The sequence below is a fragment of the Streptomyces sp. NPDC006733 genome (assembly GCF_040636125.1).
Classification (GTDB): Bacteria; Actinomycetota; Actinomycetes; order Streptomycetales; family Streptomycetaceae; genus Actinacidiphila.
The window spans coordinates 34,981-59,213 of record NZ_JBEYJD010000034.1 but is presented as its reverse complement, the minus strand read 5'-3'; the positions used below and the strand labels follow the sequence as shown (position 1 = coordinate 59,213).

Genomic DNA, 24,233 nt, shown 5'->3' with positions numbered 1-24,233 from the left:
GAGCTTCCGGCCATGCCCAATCCATCGGAGACGCCCTCCTCCGCCCCCCTCGACGAGGAGGGTTCCACCGAACTCTTCGAGCGACTCCAGCACCAGGTTGCCCTCTTCGCCCGGCGCGCCGAACAGACCCGGCTCGGCGGCGTGGGCAAGGCCCGCAACTCCATGGACCGGGCCGCGTACCTGCTGCTCAACCGGCTCGACCGCGAAGGCCCGATGGGCGTGAAGGCGCTCGCGGAGGGCATGGGCATCGACTCCTCCACCGTCACCCGCCAGGTCGCACCGCTGGTCGACTCGGGCCTGGTCAAGCGCACCTCGCACCCGGAGGACGGCCGCGCCGTCGTGCTCGCCCTCTCGCCGCGCGGCCTCGGACGGCTCGAAGAGGTGCGCACCTCGCGCAAGCAGCTGATGGCGCAGGTGACGGAGGGCTGGAGCGAGCACGAGCGGGAGATGTTCTGCGACCTGCTGGGTCGCTTCAACCTGGCGCTGTCGGAGTGGCACGCGACGACGGTGCAGGCGGGTCCGTCGGAGGAGTAGGCCGGACGCGGGCGCCGGTGCCGGCGGGGCCCGGGACTCCTGGGCTCCTGGGCTCCTGCACTCCTGGCGGGGGCTGCCGGCCGGGGCCGCCGACCGGATCCGCCGGCCGGGGCTGTCGGCCCGGCGGGCGCTTGACCTGACCGGACTCTTGACCTGAGGCGCCTGTCGGGCGTCCACTGGCGGCGTGGGCACGCGCCGGGCGGCAGCGGAGTACCAACGGGACGTCGAGTTCCAGGCGTTCACCGCAGGAGCGGCGGGACGGCTGCTGCACGCCGCCACCCTGCTCACCGGCGACCCGGCCGCCGCGGAGAAACTGCTGGAGAACGTCCTCGCCCACACGTACGCGAACTGGTTCCGGATGCGCTCCGACGACCCGTACGACCAGGCCCGCACCGAGCTCGTACGGCGCTTCGCGTACCGGCCGTGGTGGCGCCGGCCGCGCGGCGGGGCGCTGGACCGGCTCACCGCCCAGGAGCGGCTGGTGGTCGTCCTGCGGCTGTTCGAGGGCGTCGCCGAGGAGCAGGCCGCCGCGCAGCTGGGCCTGCCCGTCGAGCGCGTACGGTCCATCTGCAACCGCGCCACGGCCACCCTGCGCAGCCGCCCCGCGCCGCCGCCCGCCCGCTCGGTGGCCGAGGCCCGCGCGGCGGCGGAGCGGGCACGCGCGAGGCCCCCGCAGACCCCCACGGGGAGCCTTCCGCAGCCCCCGCAGGCCCCGCCCGGCGGCGATCCGGCCCCCGCGGACGAGATCCAGGGAGCGGCGTCATGATGCCCCCGGACCGCAAGGAGGAGGAGGTCCGCCGGATCCTCGACACCCCGCACCCGTACGTCCCCGCCGAGCTGGCCGAGCGGGCCGCCGCGCGCGGCCGCCGCATCCTGCGGCGGCGGCGCGCCCTGCACCGGCTGCTGTGGCTGCTGCTGCTCGCGGCGATCGTGGCGGGCGTGGTGCTCGCGGTGCTGCGGTGGCCCGACCCGCAGCCGCTCGGCACGACGCCGCCGGTGGACACCTGGTAGCGGCGCCACCAGGTGTCCCCGGCGATGGACCGCTAGCCGAGCGCCTGCGTCAGGTCCGCGAGCAGGTCGTCGACCGACTCGATGCCGACCGAGAGCCGGACGAGGTCCGACGGGACCTCCAGGGCGGAGCCCGCCACCGAGGCGTGCGTCATCCGGCCCGGGTGCTCGATCAGCGACTCGACGCCGCCCAGCGACTCACCCAGCGTGAACAGGCCCGCGCGGTTGCACACCGCGACGGCCGCCTCCTCGCCGCCGGTCACCTGGAACGAGATCATGCCGCCGAACGCCTTCATCTGCTTCGCCGCGATCTCGTGCCCCGGGTGCTCGGGCAGCCCCGGGTAGAGCACCCGCGACACCTTCGGGTGCGACTGCAGCATCTCCGCGATGCGGGTGGCGTTGGAGCTGTGCCGGTCCATGCGCACCGCCAGCGTCTTGACGCCGCGCATCACCAGCCAGGCGTCGAACGGGCCGGCGATCGCGCCCATCGCGTTCTGGTGGTAGGCCAGCTCCTCGCCGAGCGCCGCGTCGGCCGCCACCAGCGCGCCGCCGACGACGTCGGAGTGCCCGCCCATGTACTTCGTCGTGGAGTGCAGGACGACGTCCGCGCCGAGCGCGAGCGGCTGCTGCAGGTACGGGCTCGCGAACGTGTTGTCCACCACCAGCCGCACGCCGGTGCCGGAGCTGCGGGCGATCTCCGCCAGCGCCGCGATGTCCGTGATCCCGAGCAGCGGGTTCGACGGGGTCTCGACCCAGATCGCCTTGGTGTTCGGCCTCAGCTGCGCCCGCACGGCCGCCGGGTCCGACGTGTCGGCCACCGACCACTGGACACCCCAGCGCTCGACGACCTTGGCGAAGAGGCGGAACGTGCCGCCGTACGCGTCGTTCGGGATCACCACGTGATCGCCGGGCGACAGGATGGTGCGCAGCAGGCAGTCCTCCGCCGCCAGCCCGGACGCGAACGCGAGCCCGCGCCGCCCGCCCTCCAGCGCCGCGAGGTTCTCCTCCAGCGCGGACCGGGTCGGGTTGGCGGAGCGGCTGTACTCATAGCCGCCGCGCAGCCCGCCCACGCCGTCCTGCTTGTACGTCGACACCTGGTAGATCGGCGTCACCACGGCGCCGGTCTGGGCATCGGCAGCCTGACCGGCGTGGATCGCGAGGGTTTCAAAATTCTGGTGCTGCTGGTCGTGGTCGCTCATTCCCCCGAGCGTAGTCGCCATCGACGCCTTCCCCTGGCGCTGCCAGGCGGATCCCGCGGAGTACTTCGTCGCCACCCGGGAGCAGGCGATCCGCAAGCCGCTCCGGCGGGCGGGATGAACCCGTACGGAATCCCCCGGGCCGCTCGGACGTTCCCTGGTAGCGAGTCGATCCCGGAGGAGTAACCCCCATGTTCCTGAACCGCCACAAGAACCACCTGCCCTCCGCCGAGGAGGCCCTCAAGGGCCGTACGGAGCCGGAATTCGACGTGCCCGCGCGGCACACCGTGCTGGGCAAGCAGCTGACCGGCCCGTACCCCGCCGATCTGGCCGTCGTGGACTTCGGGATGGGCTGTTTCTGGGGGGCCGAGCGCAAGTTCTGGCAGACGCCGGGCGTGTGGACCACGCTCGTCGGCTACCAGGGCGGCCACACCCCGAACCCCACGTACGAAGAGGTCTGCAGCGGGCTGACCGCGCACACCGAGGCCGTCCGCGTGGTCTACGACCCCGCGCTGGTCTCCTTCGCGGAGCTGCTGAAGGTCTTCTGGGAGTCCCACAACCCCACCCAGGGCAACCGCCAGGGCAACGACTCGGGCACCCAGTACCGCTCCGCGGTCTACACCCACACCCCGGACCAGCTCACCGGCGCCCAGGCCTCCCGCGACGCCTACCAGCAGGTCCTCACCAAGGCCGGCTACGGCGACATCACCACGGAGATCCTCCCGGCCGGCCCCTTCTACCCGGCCGAGCCGTACCACCAGCAGTACCTCGACAAGAACCCCGACGGCTACTGCGGCATCGGCGGCACGGGCGTGAACCTGGACTCCCCGTCCGAGACGAACTGGGGCCGCTCCTGCCCGACCGGGATCGCGCCCGTCGGGGAGTGAGCGGGCGGTGGGCGTCGGGGCCGGGGGGCTTCCCCCGGCCCCGACGCGGCGTTACGTGGCCGGGACGCGTTCGGTGACCGTGACGCGGCCCTTGCGGATGGTGGCCAGGCGGGGGGCGCGTTTGGCGATGGCGGAGTCGTGCGTGACCAGGATGAAGGTCAGGCCGTGCTCCTTCCAGAGACCTTCGAGCAGGCCCATGATGTCGTCGCGGGTCGCCTCGTCGAGGTTGCCGGTGGGCTCGTCGGCGAGGAGGACCTTCGGCTTCTTCACCAGCGCGCGGGCGATCGCGACGCGCTGCTGCTGGCCGCCGGAGAGTTCCGACGGCAGGTGGTTCAGGCGCTCCTCCAGGCCGACGGACTGAAGTGCCTCGACCGCCAGCCGGCGGCGTTCCGCGGGCTTGTGGCCGAGCGGGACCAGGGCCGTTTCGACGTTCTCCTGGGCGGTCAGCGTCGGGATGAGGTTGAAGCTCTGGAAGATGAAGCCGATGTTCTCGGCGCGCATCGTGGTGAGCTTGGCCTCGCTGAGGCGGGCGAGGTCGACGCCGTCGAACTCCACCGAGCCCTCGGTCGGACGGTCGAGGGCGCCGAGCATCTGCAGCAGGGTGGACTTGCCGCCGCCGGTGGGGCCCTGAATGACGAGCTGGTCGCCGTCCTCGATGGTGAGATCGACACCCCGCAGGGCCTCGACGGTGTCCTTGGCGCGACGGTAGCGCTTGGTGACGCCGGTCAGCTTGTACATGGTCAACTCCCTTGATGATGGTGGCGGTTGGCTATTCGACGCGGCGCAGGGCGTCCGCCGGGCGGAGCCGGGAGGCGCGCCAGCCGCCGAAGGTGCCCGCGATGAGGCCGCCGGCGACGGCGAGGCCGACCGACAGGGCGATGGTGCCGAGGCTGACGGGAGCGGTCAGCGCGATGTCGAGCGCCTTCGTCGCGGCCTGCCGGCCGGGGCCGCCGCCGAAGCCGCCACCGCCACCCCCGCCACCGGAGGAGGAGGCGACCGACGCCGTGAGCGTCGGGCTGATGGCCGTGATCAGGTACGCGCCGCCGAGGCCGAGCGCGATACCGAGGGCGCCGCCGATGAGGCCGTTGACCAGGGCCTCGCCCATCACCTGACCGGTGACGCGGCGGCTCTTCCAGCCGAGCGCCTTGAGCGTGCCGAACTCGCGCACCCGCCGGCTGACGGCGGAGGAGGTGAGCAGCCCCGCGACCAGGAACGCGGCGATCAGCACGGCGATGGAGAGCCACTTGCCGAGGTTGGTCGCCAGGTCGGAGGCGGTGGACAGGGAACCGGAGACCGTCGAGGCGAGGTCGGCGGAGGTGGTGACCGTCGTGCCGGGGACGTTCTTCTGGATCGCGGACTTGACGCCGTCGATCTGCTGCGAGTCCGTCGCCTTCACGTAGACCGTGGTGACCTTGTCCTTGGCGCCGGCCAGCGTCTGAGCCTGCGTCAGCGGGATGTAGACGTTGGCGGCGGAGTCGCCGCTGTCGGCCGTCGCGATGCCGATGACCTTGTACTTGACGGCCTTGATGGTGAGCGTGCCACCGACCGCGAGCTTGTTCTCCTTGGCGTAGGAGCTGTCGAGGACGGCGACGGCGGTGTCGGACTGCGCGCTCGTGAAGGACGTGCCCGAGGTGATCTTCGAGGAGGTCAGCGGGCCGAGCTCCGGCTTGGAGACGTCCACGCCGTAGACCGAGTAGTTGTTGACGTCGAACTGCGCGCCGCCGCCCTGCACCTCACCCGGCGGCTGCGCGCCGCCACCGCCGCCGCGCCCGCCGCCGGTGGTCTGGCCCTGCTTGAACTGCCCCCGGTCGAACTGCCCGCTCACCTTCAGCACCCGCAGGCTCAGGCCGCCCACCGCGTCGGCCACGCCCTTCTGCCCGGAGACCTGGGTGACGACCGAGGTGGGCAGCGACTGGAAGCCCTGCACCATGACCCGGTCGCTGCTCTGCTCCTTGGAGCCGTCGGTGGCGCCGAAGGTGAACTTCGGGCGCTCGGTGGCGCCGGTGCTGCCCTGCGCCACGACGGCCTTGGTGACCGTCATGTCGGTCCCCAGCCCGTAGAGGGACTGCAGGACCTTCCCCTGCGCCACCCGCATCCCCGCCGAGGCCGAGTTGACGGTGATGACCAGCCCGATGCCCAGGGCCAGACCCAGCGCGATGACCAGTGCGGCTTTTCTGCGGCGTCGCAGTTCGCGCCTGAGATATGTGAAGAACATGCGATTCCTCGCCGTTGCCACCCCTGCCGGGATGCGGGGGGATGAATGGGGACGGCGGGAGGGCGGGTCGGTCGGTGACCGCCCCGCGCTCCCGCTGCGCCGCCACGGTAGGAACCAGCGGTGATGAACGGGTGAGGTGGAGCTGAGAGCCGGATGAGAAACCGGCGCTCGTCGGGTGGGAGGAGACGGGAGAGGGGCCAGGGGCCAGGTGTCAGCGGATTCCGAGCCAGATTCCGAGCAGGGTGCCAGTCGTCAGCGGGCGCCGGGCCGGACAGGTGTCCGTCAGCGGGCGCCCAGCAGGTGGTCCATCGCCAGCTGGTCGAGCTGCTCGAACGCCATGCCCCTGACCGCCGCCGCCTCGACGTCGAAGTCCTCGAACGCCGACCGGTCCGCGAGCAGGTCGGTGAGCGACTCGCCCTCGCCCAGCGTCGACTGCGCCAGCTCGTCGAGCCGGGACGCCCGGAGCGCCTCCTGGACGACGGGGTCGGCGCGGAACGCGGCGGCGCGCTCCTTGAGCAGCAGGTAGTTGCGCATGCAGCCCTCGGCCGACGCCCAGACGCCGTCGAAGTCCTCGGTGCGCGGCGGCTTGAAGTCGAAGTGCCGGGGCCCTTCGTAGCCGGCGGTCTCCAGCAGGTCGACGAGCCAGAACGCGTCGCGCAGGTTGCCCGCGCCGAAGCGCAGGTCCTGGTCGTACTTGATGCCGGTCTGGCCGTTGAGGTCGATGTGGAAGAGCTTCTTGTGCCACAGCGCCTGCGCGATGCCGTGCGTGAAGTTGAGCCCGGCCATCTGCTCGTGGCCGGTCTCGGGGTTCACCCCGACCAGCTCCGGGTGCTCCAGCTCGTTGATGAAGGCGAGCGCGTGGCCGACGGTCGGCAGCAGGATGTCGCCGCGCGGCTCGTTCGGCTTGGGCTCCACGGCGAACCGCAGGTCGTACCCCTGGTCCAGCACGTACTGGCCGAGCAGGTCGAAGGCCTCCTTCATGCGGTCCAGCGCGACGCGTACGTCCTTCGCCGCCCCGGACTCCGCGCCCTCCCGGCCGCCCCAGGCGACGTAGACCTGCGCGCCGAGCTCGACGGCGAGGTCGATGTTGCGCACCGTCTTGCGCAGCGCGTACCGGCGGACGTCGCGGTCGTTGGACGTGAAGGCGCCGTCCTTGAAGACCGGGTGCGTGAAGAGGTTGGTGGTGGCCATCGGCACCACCAGGCCGGTCGCGTCCAGGGCCTGCCGGAAGCGCTTGATGTGCGTCTCGCGCTCGACCTCGGTGGCGCCGAACGGGATGAGGTCGTCGTCGTGGAACGTCACGCCGTACGCGCCCAGCTCGGCGAGGCGGGTGACGGACTCGACCGGGTCGAGGGCTGGGCGGGTGGCGTCGCCGAACGGGTCGCGGCCCTGCCAGCCGACCGTCCAGAGGCCGAAGGTGAACTTGTGCTCGGGGCCGGGGGTGAGGTTCGGGGTGAGATTCATGGCGCCTGCTCCTATTCGTAAGACCGTTGAACAAATTAGTATGCGGAAGCCGCGATGGGAAGAGAGAGGGTCGTCCAATGGATGCAACGGTCGTGATCGGGGTGGACAGCTCCACCCAGTCCACGAAGGCGCTGGCGGTGCGGGTGGACACCGGCGAGGTGGTCGCACGGGCCCGGGCGCCGCACGCGGTCAGCGGGGGCGGGAGACGGGAAACACACCCCGAAGTGTGGTGGCAGGCCCTGACCGGCACCCTCGCCGAGCTGCGGGCGCAGGTGGCGGAGGCGCCCGGCGCCATCTCCGTCGGCGGGCAGCAGCACGGGCTGGTCACCCTCGACGGGGCGGGCGCGGTGCTGCGCCCGGCCATCCTGTGGAACGACGTGCGGTCGGCGCCGCACGCGGAGGCGCTCGTCACGCGCTTCGGCGCGAAGCACTGGGCCGACCGCTTCGGCTCGGTGCCCGGCGCCGCCTTCACCGTCGCGAAATGGGCCTGGCTGCGCGAGAACGACCCGGCCGTCGCCGCCGCGACCGCCCGCGTGCGGCTGCCGCACGACTTCCTCACCGAACGGCTGACGGGCCAGGCGGTCACGGACCGCGGCGACGCCTCGGGCACCGGCTGGTGGGCCTCGGACACCGAGACCTACGACGACGACGTCCTGACCGCCGTCGACCTCGACCCGGCGCTCCTCCCCCGCGTGCTGGCCCCGGGAGAGGCGGCCGGCACGACGCTCCCCGGCCTGCCCCTCCCGGCCGGCATCCCGGTCGCCTCCGGCACCGGCGACAACGCCGCGGCCGCGCTGGGCCTCGGCCTGGCACCCGGCCGCGCCGCCCTCAGCCTCGGCACGTCGGGAACGGTCTACACCCCGTCGGTCAACCGCCCCGCCGACCCGACGGGCACGGTCGCCGGCTTCGCGGGCGCGCACGGCGGCTGGCTGCCGCTCGCCTGCACCCTGAACTGCACACAGGCTGTGGACAAGGTCGCCCAGCTGCTGAGCATCACCCGGGAAGCAGTCGAACCCAACACGGCGGTCACCCTCCTGCCGTTCCTCGACGGCGAGCGCACCCCCAACCTCCCGCACGCCTCCGGCACCCTCAGCGGCCTGCGCCACGACACCACCGCCGGCCAGATCCTCCAGGCCGCCTACGACGGCGCCACGTACACCCTCCTCGCCGCCCTGGACCTGGTCCTGGCGGTCGACGGCCGCCCCTCCGACGAGCCGCTGCTCCTCATCGGCGGCGGCGCCCGCGGCACCGCCTGGCGGCAGACCGTCCGCCGGCTCTCCGGCCGGGCGGTCCAGATCCCCGACGCCGACGACCTCGTCGCCCTCGGCGCCGCGGCCCAGGCGGCCTCCCTGCTCACCGGCGAATCCCCCGCCGCGATCGCCACCCGCTGGGGCACCGCGGCAGGACCGGTCTACGATCCGATCGAACGCGACGAAGCGGCGCTGGCCGGCCTGGCGGCGGCACTGGACGCCACGGCCTGACCCGGCGCCGGAAGCCACCGGGTCCCGCCCCGACGGAGGGCCCGGCCCCCGACCCCACACGAACGGAGCCCCGTGGCCAACGGAACCGGCCCGCAGGCCGCCCTGCGCCGCCGCAACCTGTCGGCGGTCCTGCACGCCGTCGCCTCCGGCGACCACCTGTCGCGCGCCGCCGTGGCCGCCGAGGTCGGCCTGACGCGGGCCACGGTCTCCACGCTCGTCGACGACCTCATCGCGGCGGGGCTGGTCACGGAGCTGGGCGCGCAGCGCCCCGGCACGGTGGGCCGTCCCGGCACCGCCCTCGCGCTCAGCGCGCGCGGCCCGGCCGGGATCGGCGCCGAGGTGGGCGTCGACCACCTCGCGGCCTGCGTGGTGGACCTGCGCGGCACCGTGCGGGCGCGGGCGACGGTGGAGGCCCGCAACCGCGGCCGGGCGGCCGGGCAGACGCTCGGCGAGCTGGAGGGTCTCGTCCGGCAGGTCACGGAGGAGGCGGTGGCGCTGGGGCTGCGGCCGGCCGGGCTGACCGTCGCCGTCCCCGGCCTGGTGGGCCGGGACCAGCACACGGTGCTGCGGGCGCCGAACCTCGGCTGGCAGGACGAGCACACGTCGCTGACCGTCGAGAACGAGGCGAACCTGGGCGCGCTGGCGGAGCTGTGGCTCGGCGGCGGCGCGGCGCCGGCCGCCGCCAAGGCGCCCCTGACCGACTTCATCCACGTCTCGGCGGAGATCGGCATCGGTGCGGCCCTGGTCGTCAACGGCGGCCTCTTCCGCGGCGCGCGCGGCTTCGCGGGCGAGCTCGGGCACGTCCCGGTCTACCCGGACGGCCCCCTCTGCTCGTGCGGGGCGCGCGGCTGCCTGGAGCAGTACGCGGGCGAGGAGGCGGTGCTGCGGGCCGCGGGCATCGCCCCGGAGCTGCCGGGGCGCCTGAAGGCGCTGCGCACGGCCGCCGCGGACGAGGACGCGCCCGCGCTGGCGGCCCTGGAGGCCGCCGGCCGGGCGCTCGGCATCGCGCTGAGCGGCGCCGTGAACCTGCTCGACCCGCAGGCTATCGTCCTCGGCGGCCCGCTCTCCGAGCTGGCGCCGTGGCTGCTGCCGGGCGTACGGCGGGAGCTGGGCGAGCGGGTCACGGGCGGCAGCGCGCTGGTGGTCGAGTCCCGCCTGGGCCGGGACGGCGTCCTGCTGGGCGCCGCCTACAGCGCGATCCGCGCGGTCCTGGACGACCCCTCGGAGTGGACCAGCCGGTAGGCCCGACGCAGCCGGCGGGCCCTACGAGCCGGAGGCCACTACGGGCGGGGGTCTGCAAGCCGGAGGGCCCTGCGAGACCGGCCTGCGGGCCGGTCTCGCAGGGCCACCGGTTCAGGGCCACCGGTTCAGGACGTCAGGACGTGGCGCCGAGTGCGGAGCCCGCGCTCCACGCGCTCCACGTCATGTTCCAGCCGTTGAGGCCGTTGTCCGGCTTCACCGTCTTGTCCGGGGAGTTCTTCATGACGACCACGTCGCCGATCAGCGAGTTGTCGTAGAACCAGGCTCCCAGCGTGTCCGGGTCCTTGGCGCCCTTCGCGTCGCTGATGCCGATGCAGCCGTGGCTGGTGTTGGCCGAGCCGAAGATCGACTTGTTGCCCCAGTAGTTGCCGTGGATGAACGTGCCGGACGTGCTCAGCCGCATGGCGTGCGGGACGTCCGGGATGTCGTACTCGCCCGCGAAGCCGACCGAGTCGCCGCTCATGCGCGTCTGCGTGTACTTCTCGGAGATCACCATCTGACCGTTGTAGGTCGGGTTCTCGGCCGAGCCGGCGGAGATCGGGATGGTCTTGATCGTCTTGCCGTCGCGGACGACCGTCATCGTCTTGGTGTTCGCGTCGACCGTCGAGACCTGGGAGCGGCCGACGGTGAAGTTGACGTCCTTGTTCTGGACGCCGTAGACGCCGGAGGAGCCCTCGACCCCGTCGAGCTTCAGCTTGACGGTGACGTTCGAGCCCGCCTTCCAGTACTCCTGGGGGCGGAAGTCCAGCCGTGTCGAGTCGAACCAGTGGCCGACGACCGTCTGGCCGCTGCTGGAGGCCACCTTGATCGCGGACTCGACGGCCTTCTTGTTGGTGACGGCCTTGTCGAACTTGATCGACACCGGCATGCCGACGCCGACCGTGGAGCCGTCCTCCGGCGTGAAGTAGCCGATGAAGCTGTTGCCCGCGGAGACCGTGCCGAAGCTGGAGGTCTCGGTGACGGTGCGGCCCTTCGCGTCCTGCGCGGTGGCCGCGAGCTTGTACTTCTTGCCGCGGTCGAGATTCGCGGCCGGCTTCCAGCTCAGGCCGTCGGCGGCTATCGCGCCCTTGACGGCCTCGCCGCTCACGACCTCGGTCATGGCGACCGCGGTGAGCTTGCCCTCGGTCACCGCGACCTTGGTGCCGCTGGCGATGCTCGCGTTGGTGGTGCCCGTCTTCGGGGTGATGACGATCTTCGCGTCCGAGGCGTCCTTGGCGGCCGCCGCGTCGACGTCCGCCTGCGTCTTGCCCTTGTCCGTCGCGGCGCCGCCCTTGTCGGACCCGCCACCGCCACCGCCACCGCACGCCGTGAGCGCGACCGCCCCGGCCAGCACGGCGGCGGCGGCCGACAGGCCGGTCCGCCGCCTGCGCCGCGAGCGCGCCCGCTGGTCGGGCCTCGTGCCGTGAGCTGGCTCGAGGGCGGTGCCGGTGCCGGTGTCGGGCGACTTCACACAAATCTCCAATGCCTGTGGGCGCCCGTTCCCCACCCGCGTCCCCGCGGGCCACGGATCCGGACGAGATGGATCCGGAAACGAGCCTCATCCATACCCAGAGGAACACGCAGAGCCAGGGTTGGGTTCCGTTTGTCCGGAAAGTGTGTCGAGGCCCACGTGCGGGACCCCGGGCCGCGAACGGCCCGGGGTCGGGGAGATGTGCAGGTCAGACCATGATCAGACGCTGGGGGCGTCCTCGGCGTCCTCCTCGGCTGCGTCATCGTCGTCGTACATGTCCCACTCGTCGGACTCGGGGTCGTACTCGGTGTGCGCACAGGACCACGAGGCCTGCACGAGTTCGATCCCGGGGACCGACGTGACCAGGTCGAACGGGTCGATCAGGTAGGCCAGCGCCTCGGACTCGTCCTGCTTCACGGCCGCCTCGGCGTGCGTCCGCTCCTCGGCGGGCATCTCCGCGTCGGAGGCGATGTGCTCCAGCGCGGCGGCGGTCACCTCCTGCTCGCCGGTGACCTCCAGAACGAGCTCGACCTGGAGTCGTACATAGCGCGGGCCGGTCTCGCCACGGGGAATCTCAGTAGTGCTCATGCGACGGAGCGTAAACGCCGGAGCGCCGGCTTCCCACCAGGCACACCAGGTCACTAACATCGGCGTCTACGGTCAAGTCGCCGCACCCAATGGGGGATCCGTTGACCTCGCCTCTGGCCTCTCCACGCCCGTTCGTCGCCGCCGCCGCGGCGTCCGTCCTGGCAGCGCTCTATTTCGTGCCGTCCGCCACCGCCAGCCCGGATCCCGTCCCCGCTGCGCAGGTCAAGGCGCCCGCGGCAGCGACAGGACCGACGACGTCGGGAACCGGGACGCTCCATCTCGCGGACAACGGCACCGTGGACACCACCCCGTAGCGGCCTCCTTCGGCCATCGCTCGGGCGTCCCTGCCGACGCCTGCCGCCCCGCCCGCCCGGGGCACTCCGGACCGTGGGACAGACGGCGAGGGACGCGCACCCCGCGGGTGCGCGTCCCTCGCCGTCGTCACGCTCAGCAGTCGGCCCGGCGGCCCACCACTGATCGGCCGTCAGGCCAGCGGCCCCGTCACCGACTCGGCCGCCTCGTTGAGCTTTCCGGCCCGGACGAACGCGTACGCGGCCTCCAGGTCGGGCGACAGGAAGCGGTCCGGGCCGACGCCGTCGATGCCCGCCTCGCGGACCGCCGCCACGATCGCCCGCGTCGCCGGGGCGGGCCGCAGGCCGCCCTCGGTGAGCTTCTCGCGCATCTCGATGGCGCGGGTCGCGGCGAACAGCTCGACCGCGATGATCCGCGCGAGGTTGTCGACCGCGGTGCGCAGCTTGCGGGCCGCGGACCAGCCCATCGAGACGTGGTCCTCCTGCATCGCGGACGACGGGATGGAGTCCACGGAGGCCGGCACCGCCAGCCGCTTCATCTCGCTGACCAGCGCGGCCTGCGTGTACTGAGCGATCATCAGGCCCGAGTCCACGCCCGGGTCGTCGGCCAGGAACGCCGGCAGCCCGTGCGAGCGCGACTTGTCGAGCAGCCGGTCGGTGCGCCGCTCGGCGATGGAGCCGAGGTCGGCGGCGGCGATCGCCAGGAAGTCCAGGACGTACGCCACGGGCGCGCCGTGGAAGTTGCCGTTCGACTCCACGCGGCCGTCGGGCAACACCACGGGGTTGTCGACCGCGGAGATCAGCTCGCGGTCGGCCACCAGCCGGGCGTGCGCCAGGGTGTCCCGGCCGGCGCCCGCGACCTGCGGGGCGCAGCGGATCGAGTAGGCGTCCTGCACGCGCGGGGCGTCGTCCTGGTGATGGCCGGTGAAGCCGGAGCCCTCCAGCACGCGGCGCATGTTCTCGGCGCTCGCGGCCTGGCCCGGGTGCGGGCGGATGGCGTGCAGCTCGGGCGCCAGCACGCGCTCGGTGCCGAGCAGCGCCTCCAGCGACAGCGCGGCGGTGATGTCGGCGGCGGTGAAGAGCCGGTCGAGGTCCGCGCACGCCATCACGAGCATGCCGAGCATGCCGTCGGTGCCGTTGATGAGGGCCAGGCCCTCCTTCTCGCGCAGCTCCACCGGCTCGATGCCGGCCTCGGCGAGCAGCTCGCCGGCCGGGCGAATCGTTCCGTCAGGGCCCTCCGCCACGCCTTCGCCCATCAGCACCTGAGCGCAGTGGGCCAGGGGCGCGAGGTCGCCGGAGCAGCCGAGCGAGCCGTACTCGTGCACGACGGGGGTGATCCCGGCGTTCAGGATCGCGGCCATCGTCTCGGCGACGACCGGACGCACGCCGGTGCGGCCGGACGCGAGCGTCTTCAGCCGCAGGAACATCAGGCCGCGCACGACCTCGCGCTCGACGCTCGGGCCCATCCCGGCGGCGTGCGAGCGCACCAGGGAGCGCTGCAGCTGCGCGCGCAGCTCGGGGCTGATGTGGCGGACGGCGAGCGCGCCGAAGCCCGTGGACACGCCGTAGACGGGCTCGGGCTTGGCCGCCAGCGCCTCGATGACCTGCCGCGACGCGGCGATCCCGGCCAGCGCCTGCTGCGACAGTTCCACCTTCGCGCCGCCGCGAGCCACGGCCAGGACGTCGTCCGCGCTCGCGCCGTCGGCGCCGATGACCACGTTATGCATATTCATATTCACGCACCCTAGAGAGTGAATCGCCGCCTGTCACTCCTTACCTTCGCAGGCGATCTTCGCGGGCCCTCCCCCACGACGGCTCGCGGCCGGGCACAGCCCGGCCACGCACCGATGCGTCAGGACCGGTGCCCGCCGCGGATCCGCCGCCGCTCCCCCTCGGGCGCGGGCGGCTGGTCCGCGAGGCGGACGACGGGGTCGTCCGGGCCGCCGCGGCCCGCGACGACCGGCGTGGCCGAGCGCAGCGCCTTCGCCCGGTACTGGGCGGCGTCCGCGAGCCGGAAGAGCCGGCGGGCGGTGCGCACGGGCCCGATCGGGTCGCCCGTCGAGGCGACCCCGCACGCGACGCCCTCGCCCACCTCCAGCTCCGCGGCCCGCCGGCACAGCTCGTCCGCCGCGTCCACCACCTCGTCCGCGCTCTGCCCGGCCGCGACGATGCAGAACTCGTCGCCGCCGAGCCGGGCCGCCAGGCTGCCCGGCAGCAGCGCGCCGCACAGCGACAGGACGGAGCCGAAACGTTCGAGCAGCTGGTCCCCGACCGCGTGGCCGAGCCGGTCGTTCACCTTCTTCAGCCCGTTCAGGTCGCACACGACCAGGCTGACCACCGTCCCCGACACCCGGTGCAGCTCCAGCGCCTCGTCGAGCCGGACGTCGACCGCCCGCCGGTTGCCGAGCCCGGTCAGCGGGTCGGTGAAGGCCAGCCGCTGGACCTCGGCGAGCCGTTCGGTCTGCGAGATCCCCGCCGCGATCACGGAGGCCAGCACCGTCGCGAAGTCCGCGTCCGCCCGGTCGAAGACCGGCTCGCCCGCACCCCGCGCCACGTACAGCTCGCCCCAGGCGCGCCCGTGCAGCACGATCGGCGCGACGACGCAGCAGCCGCGCCCGCGCCGCCGCAGGGCGGCGACCCGCTGGTGGCAGTACGCGCCCGGCCCCTGCGGCACGCCGTCCGCCGTCTCGACCCAGGCGTGCGGCTCGCCGCCGCCGGCCCACTTCCCGTGCAGGAACTCGACGATCTCCGGGAAGTCGTTCACCGGGTACGTCTCGTCCTGCGGTTCCGACTCCTCACCCGGTGCCAGGTCGCCGTCGTTGACGAGCACCCTGAGCTGGCCCGATCCCCGTTCCCACGTCGACAGCGCCGCGAACGACCCGCCCATCGCGCAGCGCGCCTTGGCGGCGGCCGCCCGCACCGCCTCGGCCGGGTCCGAAGCGGCCGCCATCGCCTGCGCCAACTCCACGACCGCTCGCAGCCGTCGATCGGCCGTCCCGTCACCCATCCCACCAGGTTAAGAACAAATGTCTGCCTTGGGGCTGTTTGACTACTCCTTCGACCTATTTCCCGTCTGTCGTCAGCCGTCCGGCGCGACGCGGTGCCCCGCCGGGGTCACTCCCCGGGCCACTCCGGCGTCCGCTTCTCGTTGAACGCCGCCACGCCCTCGGCCCGGTCCCCGGAGAACGCGACCGTCCGCCAGGCCGCGTCCTCGACGTCCAGCCCGGTCCGCAGGTCCAGCCCGTGCCCCAGCCGCAGCGCCCGCTTCGCGGCCCGCAGGCCCACCGGCGAGTTCGCGGCCATGCGCTCCGCGAGGGCCAGCGCGTCCGCGCGGTCCTCGCCCGCGGCGGCCAGGATGTCGACGAGCCCCAGCTCGCGGGCCTCCTCGGCCGGCACCCGGCGGGCCGTGAAGATCAGCTCGGCGGCCCGGGCCGCGCCGACCCTGCGGGGCAGCAGCTGGGTGCCGCCGCCGCCGGGGATGACGCCGACCGAGACCTCGGGCAGCCCCACCACCGCCGTGGGGTCCGCCACGATCACGTCGCAGGACAGCGCCAGCTCGAAGCCGCCGCCGAGCGCGAAGCCGTGCACCGCGGCGATCGACGGCATCGGCAGCTCCAGCACCGACGTGTACGCGGCACGGGTGTGCGGGCGCTGCCTGCCGAGGTCGGCGTCGGTGAAGGAGTTGCGCTCCTTCAGGTCCGCGCCGACGCAGAACGCCCGCTCGTGGGTGGAGGTCAGCACCACGGCGCTGACCGTCCGGTCGGCGGCGAGCGCCGCACACGCCGCCGTCACGCTCGCCGCCATCTCCGTCGAGATGGCGTTCATCGCCTTGGGCCGGTCCAGCACCAGCTCCGCGACCCGCGCACCGTGCCGCCGCACCGCGACCCATTCCCCGAACCGCACTTCAGACTCCGTCATGCCCCGGATCATGCCAGTCCCGCCTGCCGCGCGGCAGAGGGGTAGCGGCCCGGCCGCACGGGTTCGCTGCGCGGGGCGGGGTCCGCTGCGCGGGCAGCCTGCGGCGGCTCGGGTCCGGCGGGCCGCGGGGCGTTGCCCCCTGCGGCGGGCCGCGGCGCGTCAGGCGCTCCGCGGCGGCAGCCGGCGACGGCTCCCGCAGGTCTCCCTCGGGTCAGCCGCGGCGGGTCAGGAGCCAGGGCTCGACCACGCCCAGGCCGCGGACCGGGCGGCGCCACATCGGCTGCAGGGCGAAGCGGTACTTGTCGTCCGCGGAGGCGTCGACCTCGGAGACGGGGGCGTCGCCCGCCTCGCCGAGCGCCTGCGCGAAGTCGCCGTCGACGAGGACGGCATCCCGTGGCGCTATGGACGTCAGCCGGCTCGCGAGGTTCACCGTCGTGCCGAAGACGTCGCCCATCCGCGTCGTCACCGTCCCGAAGGCCATCCCCACGCGCAGCGCGGGCATGGACTCGTCATTGGTCATCGTCTCGATCAGCCGCAGGCTGATCTCGGCGGCGGTGCCGGGGTCGTCGGCGACGTACAGCACCTCGTCGCCGAGCGTCTTGATCAGGCGGCCCCCGTACGCGGCGACCTGGTCGGCGGCCGTGGTCTCGAAGGCCTCGACGAGCTCGCCGAGCTCCTCCTCCTCCAGCCGCCGGGTGAGCCGGGTGAAGCCGACGAGGTCGGCGAAGCCCACGGCGAGCCGCCGGTCGACGGCCTCCTCGTCGTCGGACTGCACGACGCGGCTGGTGGCGGCGGCCAGCTGGCGCCGCCAGACGTAGATGAGGAACTCCTCCAGCTCCGGCAGGAGCAGCTCGACCAGCGGGTAGGCGACCTCGGCCCGCGTCATGCCGGGCTCGGGCGGCTCGGTGAGCCCTTCGAGGAAGGAGTCGGTCTGCCAGTCGGCGAGCCGGGCGGTGGTCTGGCCGGTGGAGCGGGCGACCTGGATCGCCATCGACTCGCTCAGCAGCCCGGCCTCGACGAGCCCGGCGAGGCGCCGCAGCGCCAGCACGTCCGCTTCGGTGAGGGCCTTCGCCTGGCCGATGTCGGCGAAGCCCATGGCGCGCCAGAAGCGGGAGGCGAGGTCCATGGAGACGCCGGCCGTGCGGGCCGCCTGGAACGGCGTGTACTGGCGGCCGGCGCCGAGGATGAGGTGCTCCAGGCGCAGCGCCAGCGGATGTTCCGCGGGGTCGGTCGAGTCGGCCGCGGGGTCGCCCCCGTCCGGCTCCGGGCCGGTGCCCTGACCGGTGCCCTGATCCGTCGCGTGCGGGGGAAGGTCCGCGTCGTCCACGCTCACCCTCCGCCCCCTGTCAGATCCCTGCGCAATGCCCGTCCGAGCCCTTCCGATCATCAAGCCGACGCGCCGCCCCAACGATACGGCAGGTGTGCCGTAGCTCACGTCACCTGCCCGTATCCACCTTCCCGCGGAGGCGGCGGACGCGGCGGACGCCGGCCCTACGCGCGGCGGACGTGTACGACGTCGCCCGCGCCGACCGCCTGCTCGCCGTCGGCGGTGGCGAGCATCAGCCGGCCGTCGTCGTCCACGCCGACCGCCGTGCCGACCAGCTCACGGCCGCCGGGCAGCTCGGCGCGGACCTCGCGGCCGAGCGTCGCGCAGCCGGCCGCGTACGTCTGCTGGAGGCGGGACGCGGCCGGGTCGCCGCCCGCCGCGCGCCACTCGGTGTACCAGTCGGCGAGGGAGCGCAGCACGGCGCGGAGCAGCGGGTCCCGGTCGGTGCTCTTGGCGCCGGCCAGGGCGAGCGAGCCCGCGGCGGGGACCGGCAGCTCGTCGGCGCGCAGCGACACGTTGATGCCGATGCCGATGACGACCCCGGTGGCACCCGTCCGCTCGGCGAGGATGCCGCCCGTCTTGCGCTCCTCGCCGTCGATGGTCACCAGCAGGTCGTTGGGCCATTTGAGTGCCGTGTCGACGCCGGCCGTCCGCGACAGCGCGGTGGCGGTGGCCACCCCGGCGAGCAGCGGCAGCCAGCCCCAGCGCTCCACCGGCACGCCGGCCGGCCGCAGCAGCACGGAGAGGAAGAGGCCGGAGCGCGGCGGCGCCGACCACTGGCGGTCGAGCCGGCCGCGTCCCGCGGTCTGCTCCTCCGCGACGAGCACGGCGCCCTCGGGGGCGCCCGCCTCGGCACGCTCCACCAGGTCGCTGTTGGTGGAGCCGGTGGCCTCGACGACGTCGAGGGACGTCCAGGGGCTGTCCGGCGCGATGACCGCGCGCCGCAGGGCGGCCTCGCCGAGAGGGGGGCGCTCCAGGTCGGACCAGCGGTTGGGAGTCGTCATCCGTCCAGATTAGGAGAAGAGCCGTGAGCGGAGTGTGTCCAACGCCGCACTGCTCGAGAACCAGTCGCGCCGTTACGCTACGAAACAGCGTTACTCGCCAGTCAAGTAGGACCCGACAGGACCCACGAGAGCAGGAGAGCCGCCTCCATGGCCGAGCCGGAGCACGACATCCACACCACCGCGGGCAAGCTCGCGGATCTGCGCCGCCGTATCGAAGAGGCGACGCACGCCGGCTCCGAGCGCGCGGTGGAGAAGCAGCATGCCAAGGGCAAGCTGACCGCCCGCGAGCGGATCGAACTCCTCCTCGACGAGGAGTCGTTCGTCGAGCTGGACGAACTCGCCCGCCACCGCTCCACCAACTTCGGCCTGGAGAAGACCCGCCCCTACGGCGACGGCGTCGTCACGGGGTACGGCACGGTCGAGGGCCGCCCGGTGGCCGTCTTCTCGCAGGACTTCACCGTCTTCGGCGGCGCCCTGGGCGAGGTCTACGGCGAGAAGATCGTCAAGGTCATGGACTGGGCGATGAAGAACGGCTGCCCGATCATCGGCATCAACGACTCCGGCGGCGCCCGCATCCAGGAGGGTGTGGCCTCGCTGGGCATGTACGGCGAGATCTTCCGCCGCAACACCCACGCCTCCGGGGTGATCCCGCAGATCTCGCTGATCGTGGGCCCGTGCGCGGGCGGCGCGGTGTACTCGCCGGCCATCACGGACTTCGTGGTGATGGTCGACCAGACCTCGCACATGTTCATCACCGGGCCGGACGTCATCAAGACCGTCACCGGCGAGGACGTCGGCATGGAGGAGCTGGGCGGCGCCCGGACCCACAACACGACGTCCGGCAACGCGCACCACATGGCGGGTGACGAGAAGGACGCCATCGAGTACGTCAAGGCGCTGCTGTCGTACCTGCCGTCCAACAACCTGGCCGAGGCCCCGGCCTACCCGGTCGAGGCCGACCTGGAGACCAGCGCCGAGGACCTCGACCTCGACACCCTGATCCCGGACTCCGCGAACCAGCCGTACGACATGCACAAGGTCATCGAACACGTGCTGGACGACGGCGAGTTCCTGGAGACCCAGGCGCTCTTCGCGCCGAACATCATCGCGGGCCTGGGCCGGATCGAGGGCCGGCCGGTCGGCATCATCGCCAACCAGCCGATGCAGTTCGCCGGCTGCCTGGACATCGACGCGTCCGAGAAGGCCGCCCGCTTCGTCCGCACCTGCGACAGCTTCAACATCCCGGTCGTGACCTTCGTGGACGTGCCGGGCTTCCTGCCCGGCACCGACCAGGAGTGGAACGGCATCATCCGGCGCGGCGCGAAGCTGATCTACGCCTACGCGGAGGCGACGGTCCCGCTGATCACCGTCATCACCCGCAAGGCGTACGGCGGCGCCTACGACGTCATGGGCTCCAAGCACCTGGGCGCGGACCTGAACCTGGCGTGGCCGACCGCGCAGATCGCGGTCATGGGCGCGCAGGGCGCGGTCAACATCCTGCACCGCCGCACGCTGGCCGAGGCGAAGACGCCGGAGGCAGTCGAGGAGCTGCGCCAGCAGCTGATCACCGACTACGAGGACACGCTGCTGAACCCGTACGTGGCCGCCGAGCGCGGTTACGTCGACGCGGTGATCATGCCGTCCGAGACGCGGGCGCACCTCGTCAAGGCGCTGCGGACGCTGCGCAACAAGCGCGAGAGCCTGCCGCCGAAGAAGCACGGCAACATCCCCCTGTAGCCGACCGTCCGCAGCCGCCCCCGACCGCTGAAGGAGCCGTCCCGTGGTGATCAAGGTAGAGCGGGGAAATCCGACCCCTGAGGAGCTTGCCGCCGTCGTGGCACTGGTCCAGGCGCGGGCCGCCGCGACGGCGGGCAGCGCCGACGGCCCGCAGCGGACGGACGAGTGGGCCGCCCCGGCCCACAACGTGCCGCGCCCCGTCCCCGGCCCGGGTCCCGGTGCCTGGCGCACGTCCTACTGGCCGCGCTGAGGGATCCCGCCGGAGAAGCCGAGGGATCCCGCTGGGTGACCGAGGGATCCCACCGGGGAAATAGTCACCGCCCGGCCCGCGCCTGAGTACGCGTACTCAGGCGCGGGCCTTTTCCCGGGCGCAACCTGGAAGACATGTTGTGGTCGGACCGCGACCGGCGCGACGAACCGCCGGAGGACATGCGGCAGGTGCAGGCGATGCTGCGGCGCGCGATGATCGTCATCGCGGTGACCGTCCCGCTGCTGATGCTCCTGGTCGGCTGGCACAGCTGACCGCCCATGCCCGCGCCCGGGCGGGCGGCGGCCCGAATTACGATGGCCCGCATGAGCTCCCGCCGCGCCCTGGTCCTGGCCTCCGCCTCCCCCGCCCGTCTCGCCCTGCTGCGGCAGGCCGGACTCGATCCCCGGGTCGTGGTGAGCGGCGTCGACGAGGACGCGATCACGGCCGCGAACCCGGCGGAGCTGGCGAGGGTGCTGGCCGAGGCGAAGGCGGCGGCGGTCGCGGCGGACCTGACCGGCGGTGAGCTGGTGGTCGGCTGCGACTCGGTCCTGGAGCTGGACGGCGAGGCGCTGGGCAAGCCGGCGGACGCCGCCGAGGCCACCGCCCGGTGGACGGCGATGCGCGGCCGGTCCGGCGTGCTGCGGACCGGGCACTGCGTCATCGACACGGCCATCGGCAAGCAGGTCTCGGTGACCGCGTCGACGACCGTGCGCTTCGGCACGCCGGACGACGCGGAGATCGCCGCCTACGTCGCGAGCGGCGAGCCGCTGTACGTGGCGGGCGCCTTCACCCTGGACGGCCGCTCGGCGGCGTTCGTCGACGGGATCGACGGGGACGCGGGCAACGTCATCGGGCTCTCGCTGCCGACGCTGCGGCGGCTGCTGGCCGACCTGGACGTGCGGATCACCGACCTCTGGACGGAGTAGGCCGCGCCGCCGCCCGGCGACCGGCCCTCCGCCCGCCTGACGACCTAGGCTGCGGCGGGAGCCGTGGGCGGCGGGACCTCGCCGCCGTTGCCCGCGGGGGCGCCGGCGCCGTCCTCGGTGTCCGGGAAGAGCACGAGGGTGCCGACGACGAGCGCCATGACCAGCATCATGAAGCCGAAGGCGGCCCAGCCGACGAGGCCGACCACCAGTGCGCCCAGCAGGCCGTGCAGGACGGCGCACACGATGAGCAGGATCTGCCCGAACCGGCCTGGCGGGCGGCCACGGAGCGCTACTCGCGCGGGGACGAGGGCACAGCCGATGAGGAAGAGGGCGAACAGCGCGCCGCCGACGAAGGTCCCGACGGCCATGGCGTCGGAGTCCAGCCCGGCGAGGGACATGCTCTGGTTGCGCACGACGAGGCCGAGCACCACATGGACGAAGGCCATGACGAGCGCCTCCAGGACGAGCACTACAGCCGTGGTCGCGGCCAGACCTCTGCGCACCATGCCCCCTTCAACCTGCAACCGTTACCCCGGGTATCACGCACCGCGAAGGCTACTAACGGGTAGTCCGCGCGGCAAGGTCCCCGACCCCGCCACCCTTTCGGGGTGGCGGACCAGCAAAGATTCCACCCCCTATTCGTGGAGAACCCACAAAGGATCCGCCATCCTGGCCTTGGTCACACAGAGAGACATGGGCCACACCGAGGGCCCTGCAGCACCCGGACGAATGGGGTCGTACCGTGGATTTTGCAGGCACTCGGACGCTCGACCGGCGCTCGAATCACCCTCCGTGTGGGCAAGCTCACCTGTAGGGGTGACTCGGCATGAAGTGTCGTCAGTAACTAAACTCGGCTTGTTTCAAGGAGGGAGCCATCGTGCGCAAGGTGCTCATCGCCAACCGCGGTGAAATTGCAGTCCGCGTCGCCCGCGCCTGCCGGGATGCCGGGATCGCCAGCGTAGCCATCTACGCAGACCCGGATCGGGACGCGCTGCATGTCCGCGCGGCCGACGAGGCCTACGCGTTGGGCGGTGACACGCCCGGGACCAGCTATCTGGACTACGCCAAGGTGCTTGCCGCCGCCGCCGAATCGGGGGCGGACGCGATCCACCCCGGGTACGGATTCCTGTCCGAGAACGCCGAGTTCGCCCAGGCGGTGCTGGACGCCGGGCTGACCTGGATCGGGCCGCCGCCGCAGGCGATCCGCGATCTCGGCGACAAGGTGGCGGCCCGTCACATCGCCCAGCGTGCGGGTGCCCCGCTCGTCGCGGGCACCCCGGACCCGGTCTCGGGCCCCGACGAGGTCGTCGAGTTCGCCCGGCAGCACGGGCTGCCGATCGCCATCAAGGCCGCCTTCGGCGGTGGCGGGCGCGGCCTGAAGGTCGCGCGCACCATCGAGGAGGTCCCGGAGCTGTTCGACTCCGCGGTCCGCGAGGCCGTCGCCGCCTTCGGGCGCGGCGAGTGCTTCGTCGAGCGGTACCTGGACCGGCCGCGCCACGTCGAGACGCAGTGCCTGGCCGACACCCACGGCAACGTCGTGGTCGTCTCCACCCGTGACTGCTCGCTGCAGCGCCGCCACCAGAAGCTGGTGGAGGAGGCTCCGGCGCCGTTCCTGACCGAGGAGCAGAACGCCGAGCTGTACCGGGCGTCCAAGGCCATCCTCAAGGAGGCCGGCTACGTCGGCGCGGGCACCGTGGAGTTCCTGGTGGCCGTGGACGGCACGATCTCCTTCCTGGAGGTCAACACGCGTCTGCAGGTCGAGCACCCGGTCACCGAGGAGGTCTCCGGCATCGACCTGGTCCGGGAGATGTTCCGGATCGCCGACGGCGAGGAGCTCGGCTACGGCGACCCGGTGCTGCGGGGTCACTCGATCGAGTTCCGTATCAACGGCGAGGACCCGGGTCGCGGCTTCCTGCCCGCTCCCGGCACCGTCACCTCGTTCCAGCCCCCGTCGGGCCCCGGCGTCCGGCTGGACGCGGGCGTCGAGTCCGGCTCGGTCATCGGCCCGGCGTGGGACTCGCTGCTCGCCAAGCTGATCGTGACCGGGGCGACCCGGCAGCAGGCGCTGCAGCGTGCGGCCCGTGCGCTGGCGGAGTTCCGCGTCGAGGGCATGGCCACGGCCATCCCGTTCCACCGCGCGGTCGTGACCGACCCGGCGTTCGCCCCCGAGCTGGGCGGATCGGCCGAGCCGTTCACCGTCCACACCCGGTGGATCGAGACGGAGTTCGAGAACACCATCACGGCGTTCGCGCCGGTCGGTGGCGAGGACGACGAGGCCCCGGCCCGCGAGACGGTGGTCGTCGAGGTCGGCGGCAAGCGCCTGGAGGTCTCCCTCCCGGCGTCGCTCGGTGTCGCGTCCATGCCGGTCGGCCTGAACAAGAAAGCGCCGCGCCGCGCCAGCACCAAGAAGGCCGGCTCGGCCGCTTCCGGCGACTCCCTGGCATCCCCGATGCAGGGCACCATCGTCAAGGTCGCGGTCGAGGAGGGCCAGGAGGTCAACGAGGGCGACCTCGTCGTCGTCCTGGAGGCCATGAAGATGGAGCAGCCGCTCAACGCGCACCGCTCCGGCACCATCAAGGGCCTGACGGCCGAGGTCGGCTCCTCGGTCACCTCGGGCGCGCTGATCTGCGAGATCAAGGACTGATCCGCGGTCGGAGCACCTGACGATGCCGGGCGG

24 protein-coding genes are annotated in these 24,233 nt (G+C 72.9%); 12 read left to right on the top strand and 12 right to left on the bottom strand.

Annotated features, from left to right (window positions below):
- Positions 1-12: 12 nt before the first annotated feature.
- From ABZ721_RS27655 to ABZ721_RS27645, 3 genes are all read left to right on the top strand, one after another.
- Positions 13-534, top strand: a complete 522-nt coding sequence (locus ABZ721_RS27655) for a MarR family transcriptional regulator (protein WP_358791431.1) — start codon at positions 13-15, stop codon at positions 532-534.
- A 184-nt stretch (positions 535-718) separates the two neighbouring features.
- Positions 719-1,300, top strand: a complete 582-nt coding sequence (locus ABZ721_RS27650) for a sigma factor-like helix-turn-helix DNA-binding protein (RefSeq protein ID WP_358791430.1) — start codon at positions 719-721, stop codon at positions 1,298-1,300.
- Positions 1,297-1,545, top strand: a complete 249-nt coding sequence (locus tag ABZ721_RS27645) for a hypothetical protein (RefSeq protein WP_358791429.1) — start codon at positions 1,297-1,299, stop codon at positions 1,543-1,545. Before ABZ721_RS27650 ends, ABZ721_RS27645 begins: the two co-directional genes overlap by 4 nt.
- Before the next feature lie 32 nt (positions 1,546-1,577).
- On the opposite strand, the gene ABZ721_RS27640 is transcribed toward ABZ721_RS27645, so the two are convergent.
- Positions 1,578-2,741, bottom strand: a complete 1,164-nt coding sequence (locus ABZ721_RS27640; RefSeq protein WP_358791428.1) for a cystathionine gamma-synthase — start codon at positions 2,739-2,741, stop codon at positions 1,578-1,580.
- Between the two features lie 188 nt (positions 2,742-2,929).
- Between ABZ721_RS27640 and msrA the strand changes: the two genes are divergently transcribed.
- Positions 2,930-3,625 carry a peptide-methionine (S)-S-oxide reductase MsrA gene (gene msrA, locus ABZ721_RS27635; protein ID WP_358791427.1) on the top strand — a complete coding sequence of 232 codons (696 nt, stop codon included), beginning with the start codon at positions 2,930-2,932 and terminating at the stop codon, positions 3,623-3,625.
- 51 nt (positions 3,626-3,676) lie between these two features.
- Here the strand turns inward: msrA and ABZ721_RS27630 are convergent, their stop codons facing one another.
- The 3 genes from ABZ721_RS27630 to xylA all read right to left on the bottom strand — a co-directional run bounded on the left by ABZ721_RS27630 (position 3,677) and on the right by xylA (position 7,304).
- Complete coding sequence (locus ABZ721_RS27630; protein WP_358791426.1) at positions 3,677-4,363, bottom strand: ABC transporter ATP-binding protein; 687 nt, start codon at positions 4,361-4,363, stop codon at positions 3,677-3,679.
- A 31-nt stretch (positions 4,364-4,394) separates the two neighbouring features.
- The gene (locus tag ABZ721_RS27625; protein WP_358791425.1) at positions 4,395-5,840 is read right to left on the bottom strand and encodes an ABC transporter permease; all 1,446 of its coding nucleotides are present in this window, start codon (positions 5,838-5,840) and stop codon (positions 4,395-4,397) included.
- Between the two features lie 282 nt (positions 5,841-6,122).
- Positions 6,123-7,304 carry a xylose isomerase gene (gene xylA, locus ABZ721_RS27620; RefSeq protein ID WP_358791424.1) on the bottom strand — a complete coding sequence of 394 codons (1,182 nt, stop codon included), beginning with the start codon at positions 7,302-7,304 and terminating at the stop codon, positions 6,123-6,125.
- Between the two features lie 77 nt (positions 7,305-7,381).
- Between xylA and xylB the strand changes: the two genes are divergently transcribed.
- The gene (gene xylB, locus ABZ721_RS27615) at positions 7,382-8,785 is read left to right on the top strand and encodes a xylulokinase (RefSeq protein ID WP_358791423.1); all 1,404 of its coding nucleotides are present in this window, start codon (positions 7,382-7,384) and stop codon (positions 8,783-8,785) included.
- A gap of 72 nt (positions 8,786-8,857) precedes the next feature.
- Positions 8,858-10,027: an ROK family transcriptional regulator gene (locus ABZ721_RS27610; protein WP_358791422.1), complete on the top strand. Its 1,170-nt coding sequence runs from the start codon at positions 8,858-8,860 to the stop codon at positions 10,025-10,027.
- Positions 10,028-10,160: 133 nt separating this feature from the next.
- Here the strand turns inward: ABZ721_RS27610 and ABZ721_RS27605 are convergent, their stop codons facing one another.
- Together ABZ721_RS27605 and ABZ721_RS27600 are read right to left on the bottom strand one after the other, a co-directional pair.
- A complete protein-coding gene (locus ABZ721_RS27605) occupies positions 10,161-11,396 on the bottom strand; it encodes an Ig-like domain-containing protein (protein WP_358791476.1) in 1,236 nt (411 codons plus the stop codon).
- A 318-nt stretch (positions 11,397-11,714) separates the two neighbouring features.
- Positions 11,715-12,083, bottom strand: coding sequence for a hypothetical protein (locus ABZ721_RS27600; RefSeq protein ID WP_358791421.1), 369 nt, complete (start codon positions 12,081-12,083; stop codon positions 11,715-11,717).
- A gap of 101 nt (positions 12,084-12,184) precedes the next feature.
- Here ABZ721_RS27600 and ABZ721_RS27595 point away from each other — a divergent pair, with 101 nt between their 5' ends.
- The gene (locus ABZ721_RS27595) at positions 12,185-12,397 is read left to right on the top strand and encodes a hypothetical protein (RefSeq protein ID WP_358791420.1); all 213 of its coding nucleotides are present in this window, start codon (positions 12,185-12,187) and stop codon (positions 12,395-12,397) included.
- Positions 12,398-12,567: 170 nt separating this feature from the next.
- Here the strand turns inward: ABZ721_RS27595 and hutH are convergent, their stop codons facing one another.
- From hutH to ABZ721_RS27570, 5 genes are all read right to left on the bottom strand, one after another.
- Positions 12,568-14,127 carry a histidine ammonia-lyase gene (gene hutH, locus ABZ721_RS27590; RefSeq protein ID WP_358791419.1) on the bottom strand — a complete coding sequence of 520 codons (1,560 nt, stop codon included), beginning with the start codon at positions 14,125-14,127 and terminating at the stop codon, positions 12,568-12,570.
- A 119-nt stretch (positions 14,128-14,246) separates the two neighbouring features.
- Positions 14,247-15,401: a sensor domain-containing diguanylate cyclase gene (locus ABZ721_RS27585; RefSeq protein WP_358791418.1), complete on the bottom strand. Its 1,155-nt coding sequence runs from the start codon at positions 15,399-15,401 to the stop codon at positions 14,247-14,249.
- A 107-nt stretch (positions 15,402-15,508) separates the two neighbouring features.
- The gene (locus tag ABZ721_RS27580) at positions 15,509-16,312 is read right to left on the bottom strand and encodes an enoyl-CoA hydratase-related protein (protein WP_358791417.1); all 804 of its coding nucleotides are present in this window, start codon (positions 16,310-16,312) and stop codon (positions 15,509-15,511) included.
- A gap of 211 nt (positions 16,313-16,523) precedes the next feature.
- Entirely contained in the window at positions 16,524-17,645 is a 1,122-nt protein-coding gene (locus tag ABZ721_RS27575) for an adenylate/guanylate cyclase domain-containing protein (protein ID WP_358791416.1), read from the bottom strand.
- Positions 17,646-17,803: 158 nt separating this feature from the next.
- Entirely contained in the window at positions 17,804-18,643 is an 840-nt protein-coding gene (locus ABZ721_RS27570; RefSeq protein ID WP_358791415.1) for a biotin--[acetyl-CoA-carboxylase] ligase, read from the bottom strand.
- A 147-nt stretch (positions 18,644-18,790) separates the two neighbouring features.
- Between ABZ721_RS27570 and ABZ721_RS27565 the strand changes: the two genes are divergently transcribed.
- The 4 genes from ABZ721_RS27565 to ABZ721_RS27550 all read left to right on the top strand — a co-directional run bounded on the left by ABZ721_RS27565 (position 18,791) and on the right by ABZ721_RS27550 (position 21,556).
- Positions 18,791-20,380 (top strand): acyl-CoA carboxylase subunit beta, encoded by a 1,590-nt coding sequence (locus ABZ721_RS27565; protein ID WP_358791414.1) that lies wholly within the window; start codon positions 18,791-18,793, stop codon positions 20,378-20,380.
- Between the two features lie 46 nt (positions 20,381-20,426).
- Positions 20,427-20,630, top strand: coding sequence for an acyl-CoA carboxylase subunit epsilon (locus ABZ721_RS27560; protein ID WP_358791475.1), 204 nt, complete (start codon positions 20,427-20,429; stop codon positions 20,628-20,630).
- A gap of 134 nt (positions 20,631-20,764) precedes the next feature.
- Complete coding sequence (locus ABZ721_RS27555) at positions 20,765-20,902, top strand: hypothetical protein (protein WP_358791413.1); 138 nt, start codon at positions 20,765-20,767, stop codon at positions 20,900-20,902.
- A gap of 51 nt (positions 20,903-20,953) precedes the next feature.
- The gene (locus ABZ721_RS27550) at positions 20,954-21,556 is read left to right on the top strand and encodes a nucleoside triphosphate pyrophosphatase (protein WP_358791412.1); all 603 of its coding nucleotides are present in this window, start codon (positions 20,954-20,956) and stop codon (positions 21,554-21,556) included.
- A gap of 44 nt (positions 21,557-21,600) precedes the next feature.
- On the opposite strand, the gene ABZ721_RS27545 is transcribed toward ABZ721_RS27550, so the two are convergent.
- Positions 21,601-22,062: a hypothetical protein gene (locus tag ABZ721_RS27545; protein ID WP_358791411.1), complete on the bottom strand. Its 462-nt coding sequence runs from the start codon at positions 22,060-22,062 to the stop codon at positions 21,601-21,603.
- A 371-nt stretch (positions 22,063-22,433) separates the two neighbouring features.
- Between ABZ721_RS27545 and ABZ721_RS27540 the strand changes: the two genes are divergently transcribed.
- Positions 22,434-24,200 (top strand): biotin carboxylase N-terminal domain-containing protein, encoded by a 1,767-nt coding sequence (locus ABZ721_RS27540; protein ID WP_358791410.1) that lies wholly within the window; start codon positions 22,434-22,436, stop codon positions 24,198-24,200.
- Positions 24,201-24,233: the final 33 nt, after the last annotated feature.

What these genes read in the sequence shown, in the direction of transcription:
- ABZ721_RS27655 (WP_358791431.1), top strand. Translation starts at nt 13, where the DNA reads ATGCCCAATCCATCGGAGACGCCCTCCTCCGCCCCCCTCGACGAGGAG.
- ABZ721_RS27645 (WP_358791429.1), top strand. Translation starts at nt 1,297, where the DNA reads ATGATGCCCCCGGACCGCAAGGAGGAGGAGGTCCGCCGGATCCTCGAC.
- ABZ721_RS27640 (WP_358791428.1), bottom strand. Translation starts at nt 2,741, where the DNA reads ATGAGCGACCACGACCAGCAGCACCAGAATTTTGAAACCCTCGCGATC.
- msrA (WP_358791427.1), top strand. Translation starts at nt 2,930, where the DNA reads ATGTTCCTGAACCGCCACAAGAACCACCTGCCCTCCGCCGAGGAGGCC.
- ABZ721_RS27630 (WP_358791426.1), bottom strand. Translation starts at nt 4,363, where the DNA reads ATGTACAAGCTGACCGGCGTCACCAAGCGCTACCGTCGCGCCAAGGAC.
- ABZ721_RS27625 (WP_358791425.1), bottom strand. Translation starts at nt 5,840, where the DNA reads ATGTTCTTCACATATCTCAGGCGCGAACTGCGACGCCGCAGAAAAGCC.
- xylA (WP_358791424.1), bottom strand. Translation starts at nt 7,304, where the DNA reads ATGAATCTCACCCCGAACCTCACCCCCGGCCCCGAGCACAAGTTCACC.
- xylB (WP_358791423.1), top strand. Translation starts at nt 7,382, where the DNA reads ATGGATGCAACGGTCGTGATCGGGGTGGACAGCTCCACCCAGTCCACG.
- ABZ721_RS27600 (WP_358791421.1), bottom strand. Translation starts at nt 12,083, where the DNA reads ATGAGCACTACTGAGATTCCCCGTGGCGAGACCGGCCCGCGCTATGTA.
- hutH (WP_358791419.1), bottom strand. Translation starts at nt 14,127, where the DNA reads ATGAATATGCATAACGTGGTCATCGGCGCCGACGGCGCGAGCGCGGAC.
- ABZ721_RS27585 (WP_358791418.1), bottom strand. Translation starts at nt 15,401, where the DNA reads ATGGGTGACGGGACGGCCGATCGACGGCTGCGAGCGGTCGTGGAGTTG.
- ABZ721_RS27580 (WP_358791417.1), bottom strand. Translation starts at nt 16,312, where the DNA reads ATGACGGAGTCTGAAGTGCGGTTCGGGGAATGGGTCGCGGTGCGGCGG.
- ABZ721_RS27570 (WP_358791415.1), bottom strand. Translation starts at nt 18,643, where the DNA reads ATGACGACTCCCAACCGCTGGTCCGACCTGGAGCGCCCCCCTCTCGGC.
- ABZ721_RS27565 (WP_358791414.1), top strand. Translation starts at nt 18,791, where the DNA reads ATGGCCGAGCCGGAGCACGACATCCACACCACCGCGGGCAAGCTCGCG.
- ABZ721_RS27555 (WP_358791413.1), top strand. Translation starts at nt 20,765, where the DNA reads ATGTTGTGGTCGGACCGCGACCGGCGCGACGAACCGCCGGAGGACATG.
- ABZ721_RS27550 (WP_358791412.1), top strand. Translation starts at nt 20,954, where the DNA reads ATGAGCTCCCGCCGCGCCCTGGTCCTGGCCTCCGCCTCCCCCGCCCGT.
- ABZ721_RS27545 (WP_358791411.1), bottom strand. Translation starts at nt 22,062, where the DNA reads ATGGTGCGCAGAGGTCTGGCCGCGACCACGGCTGTAGTGCTCGTCCTG.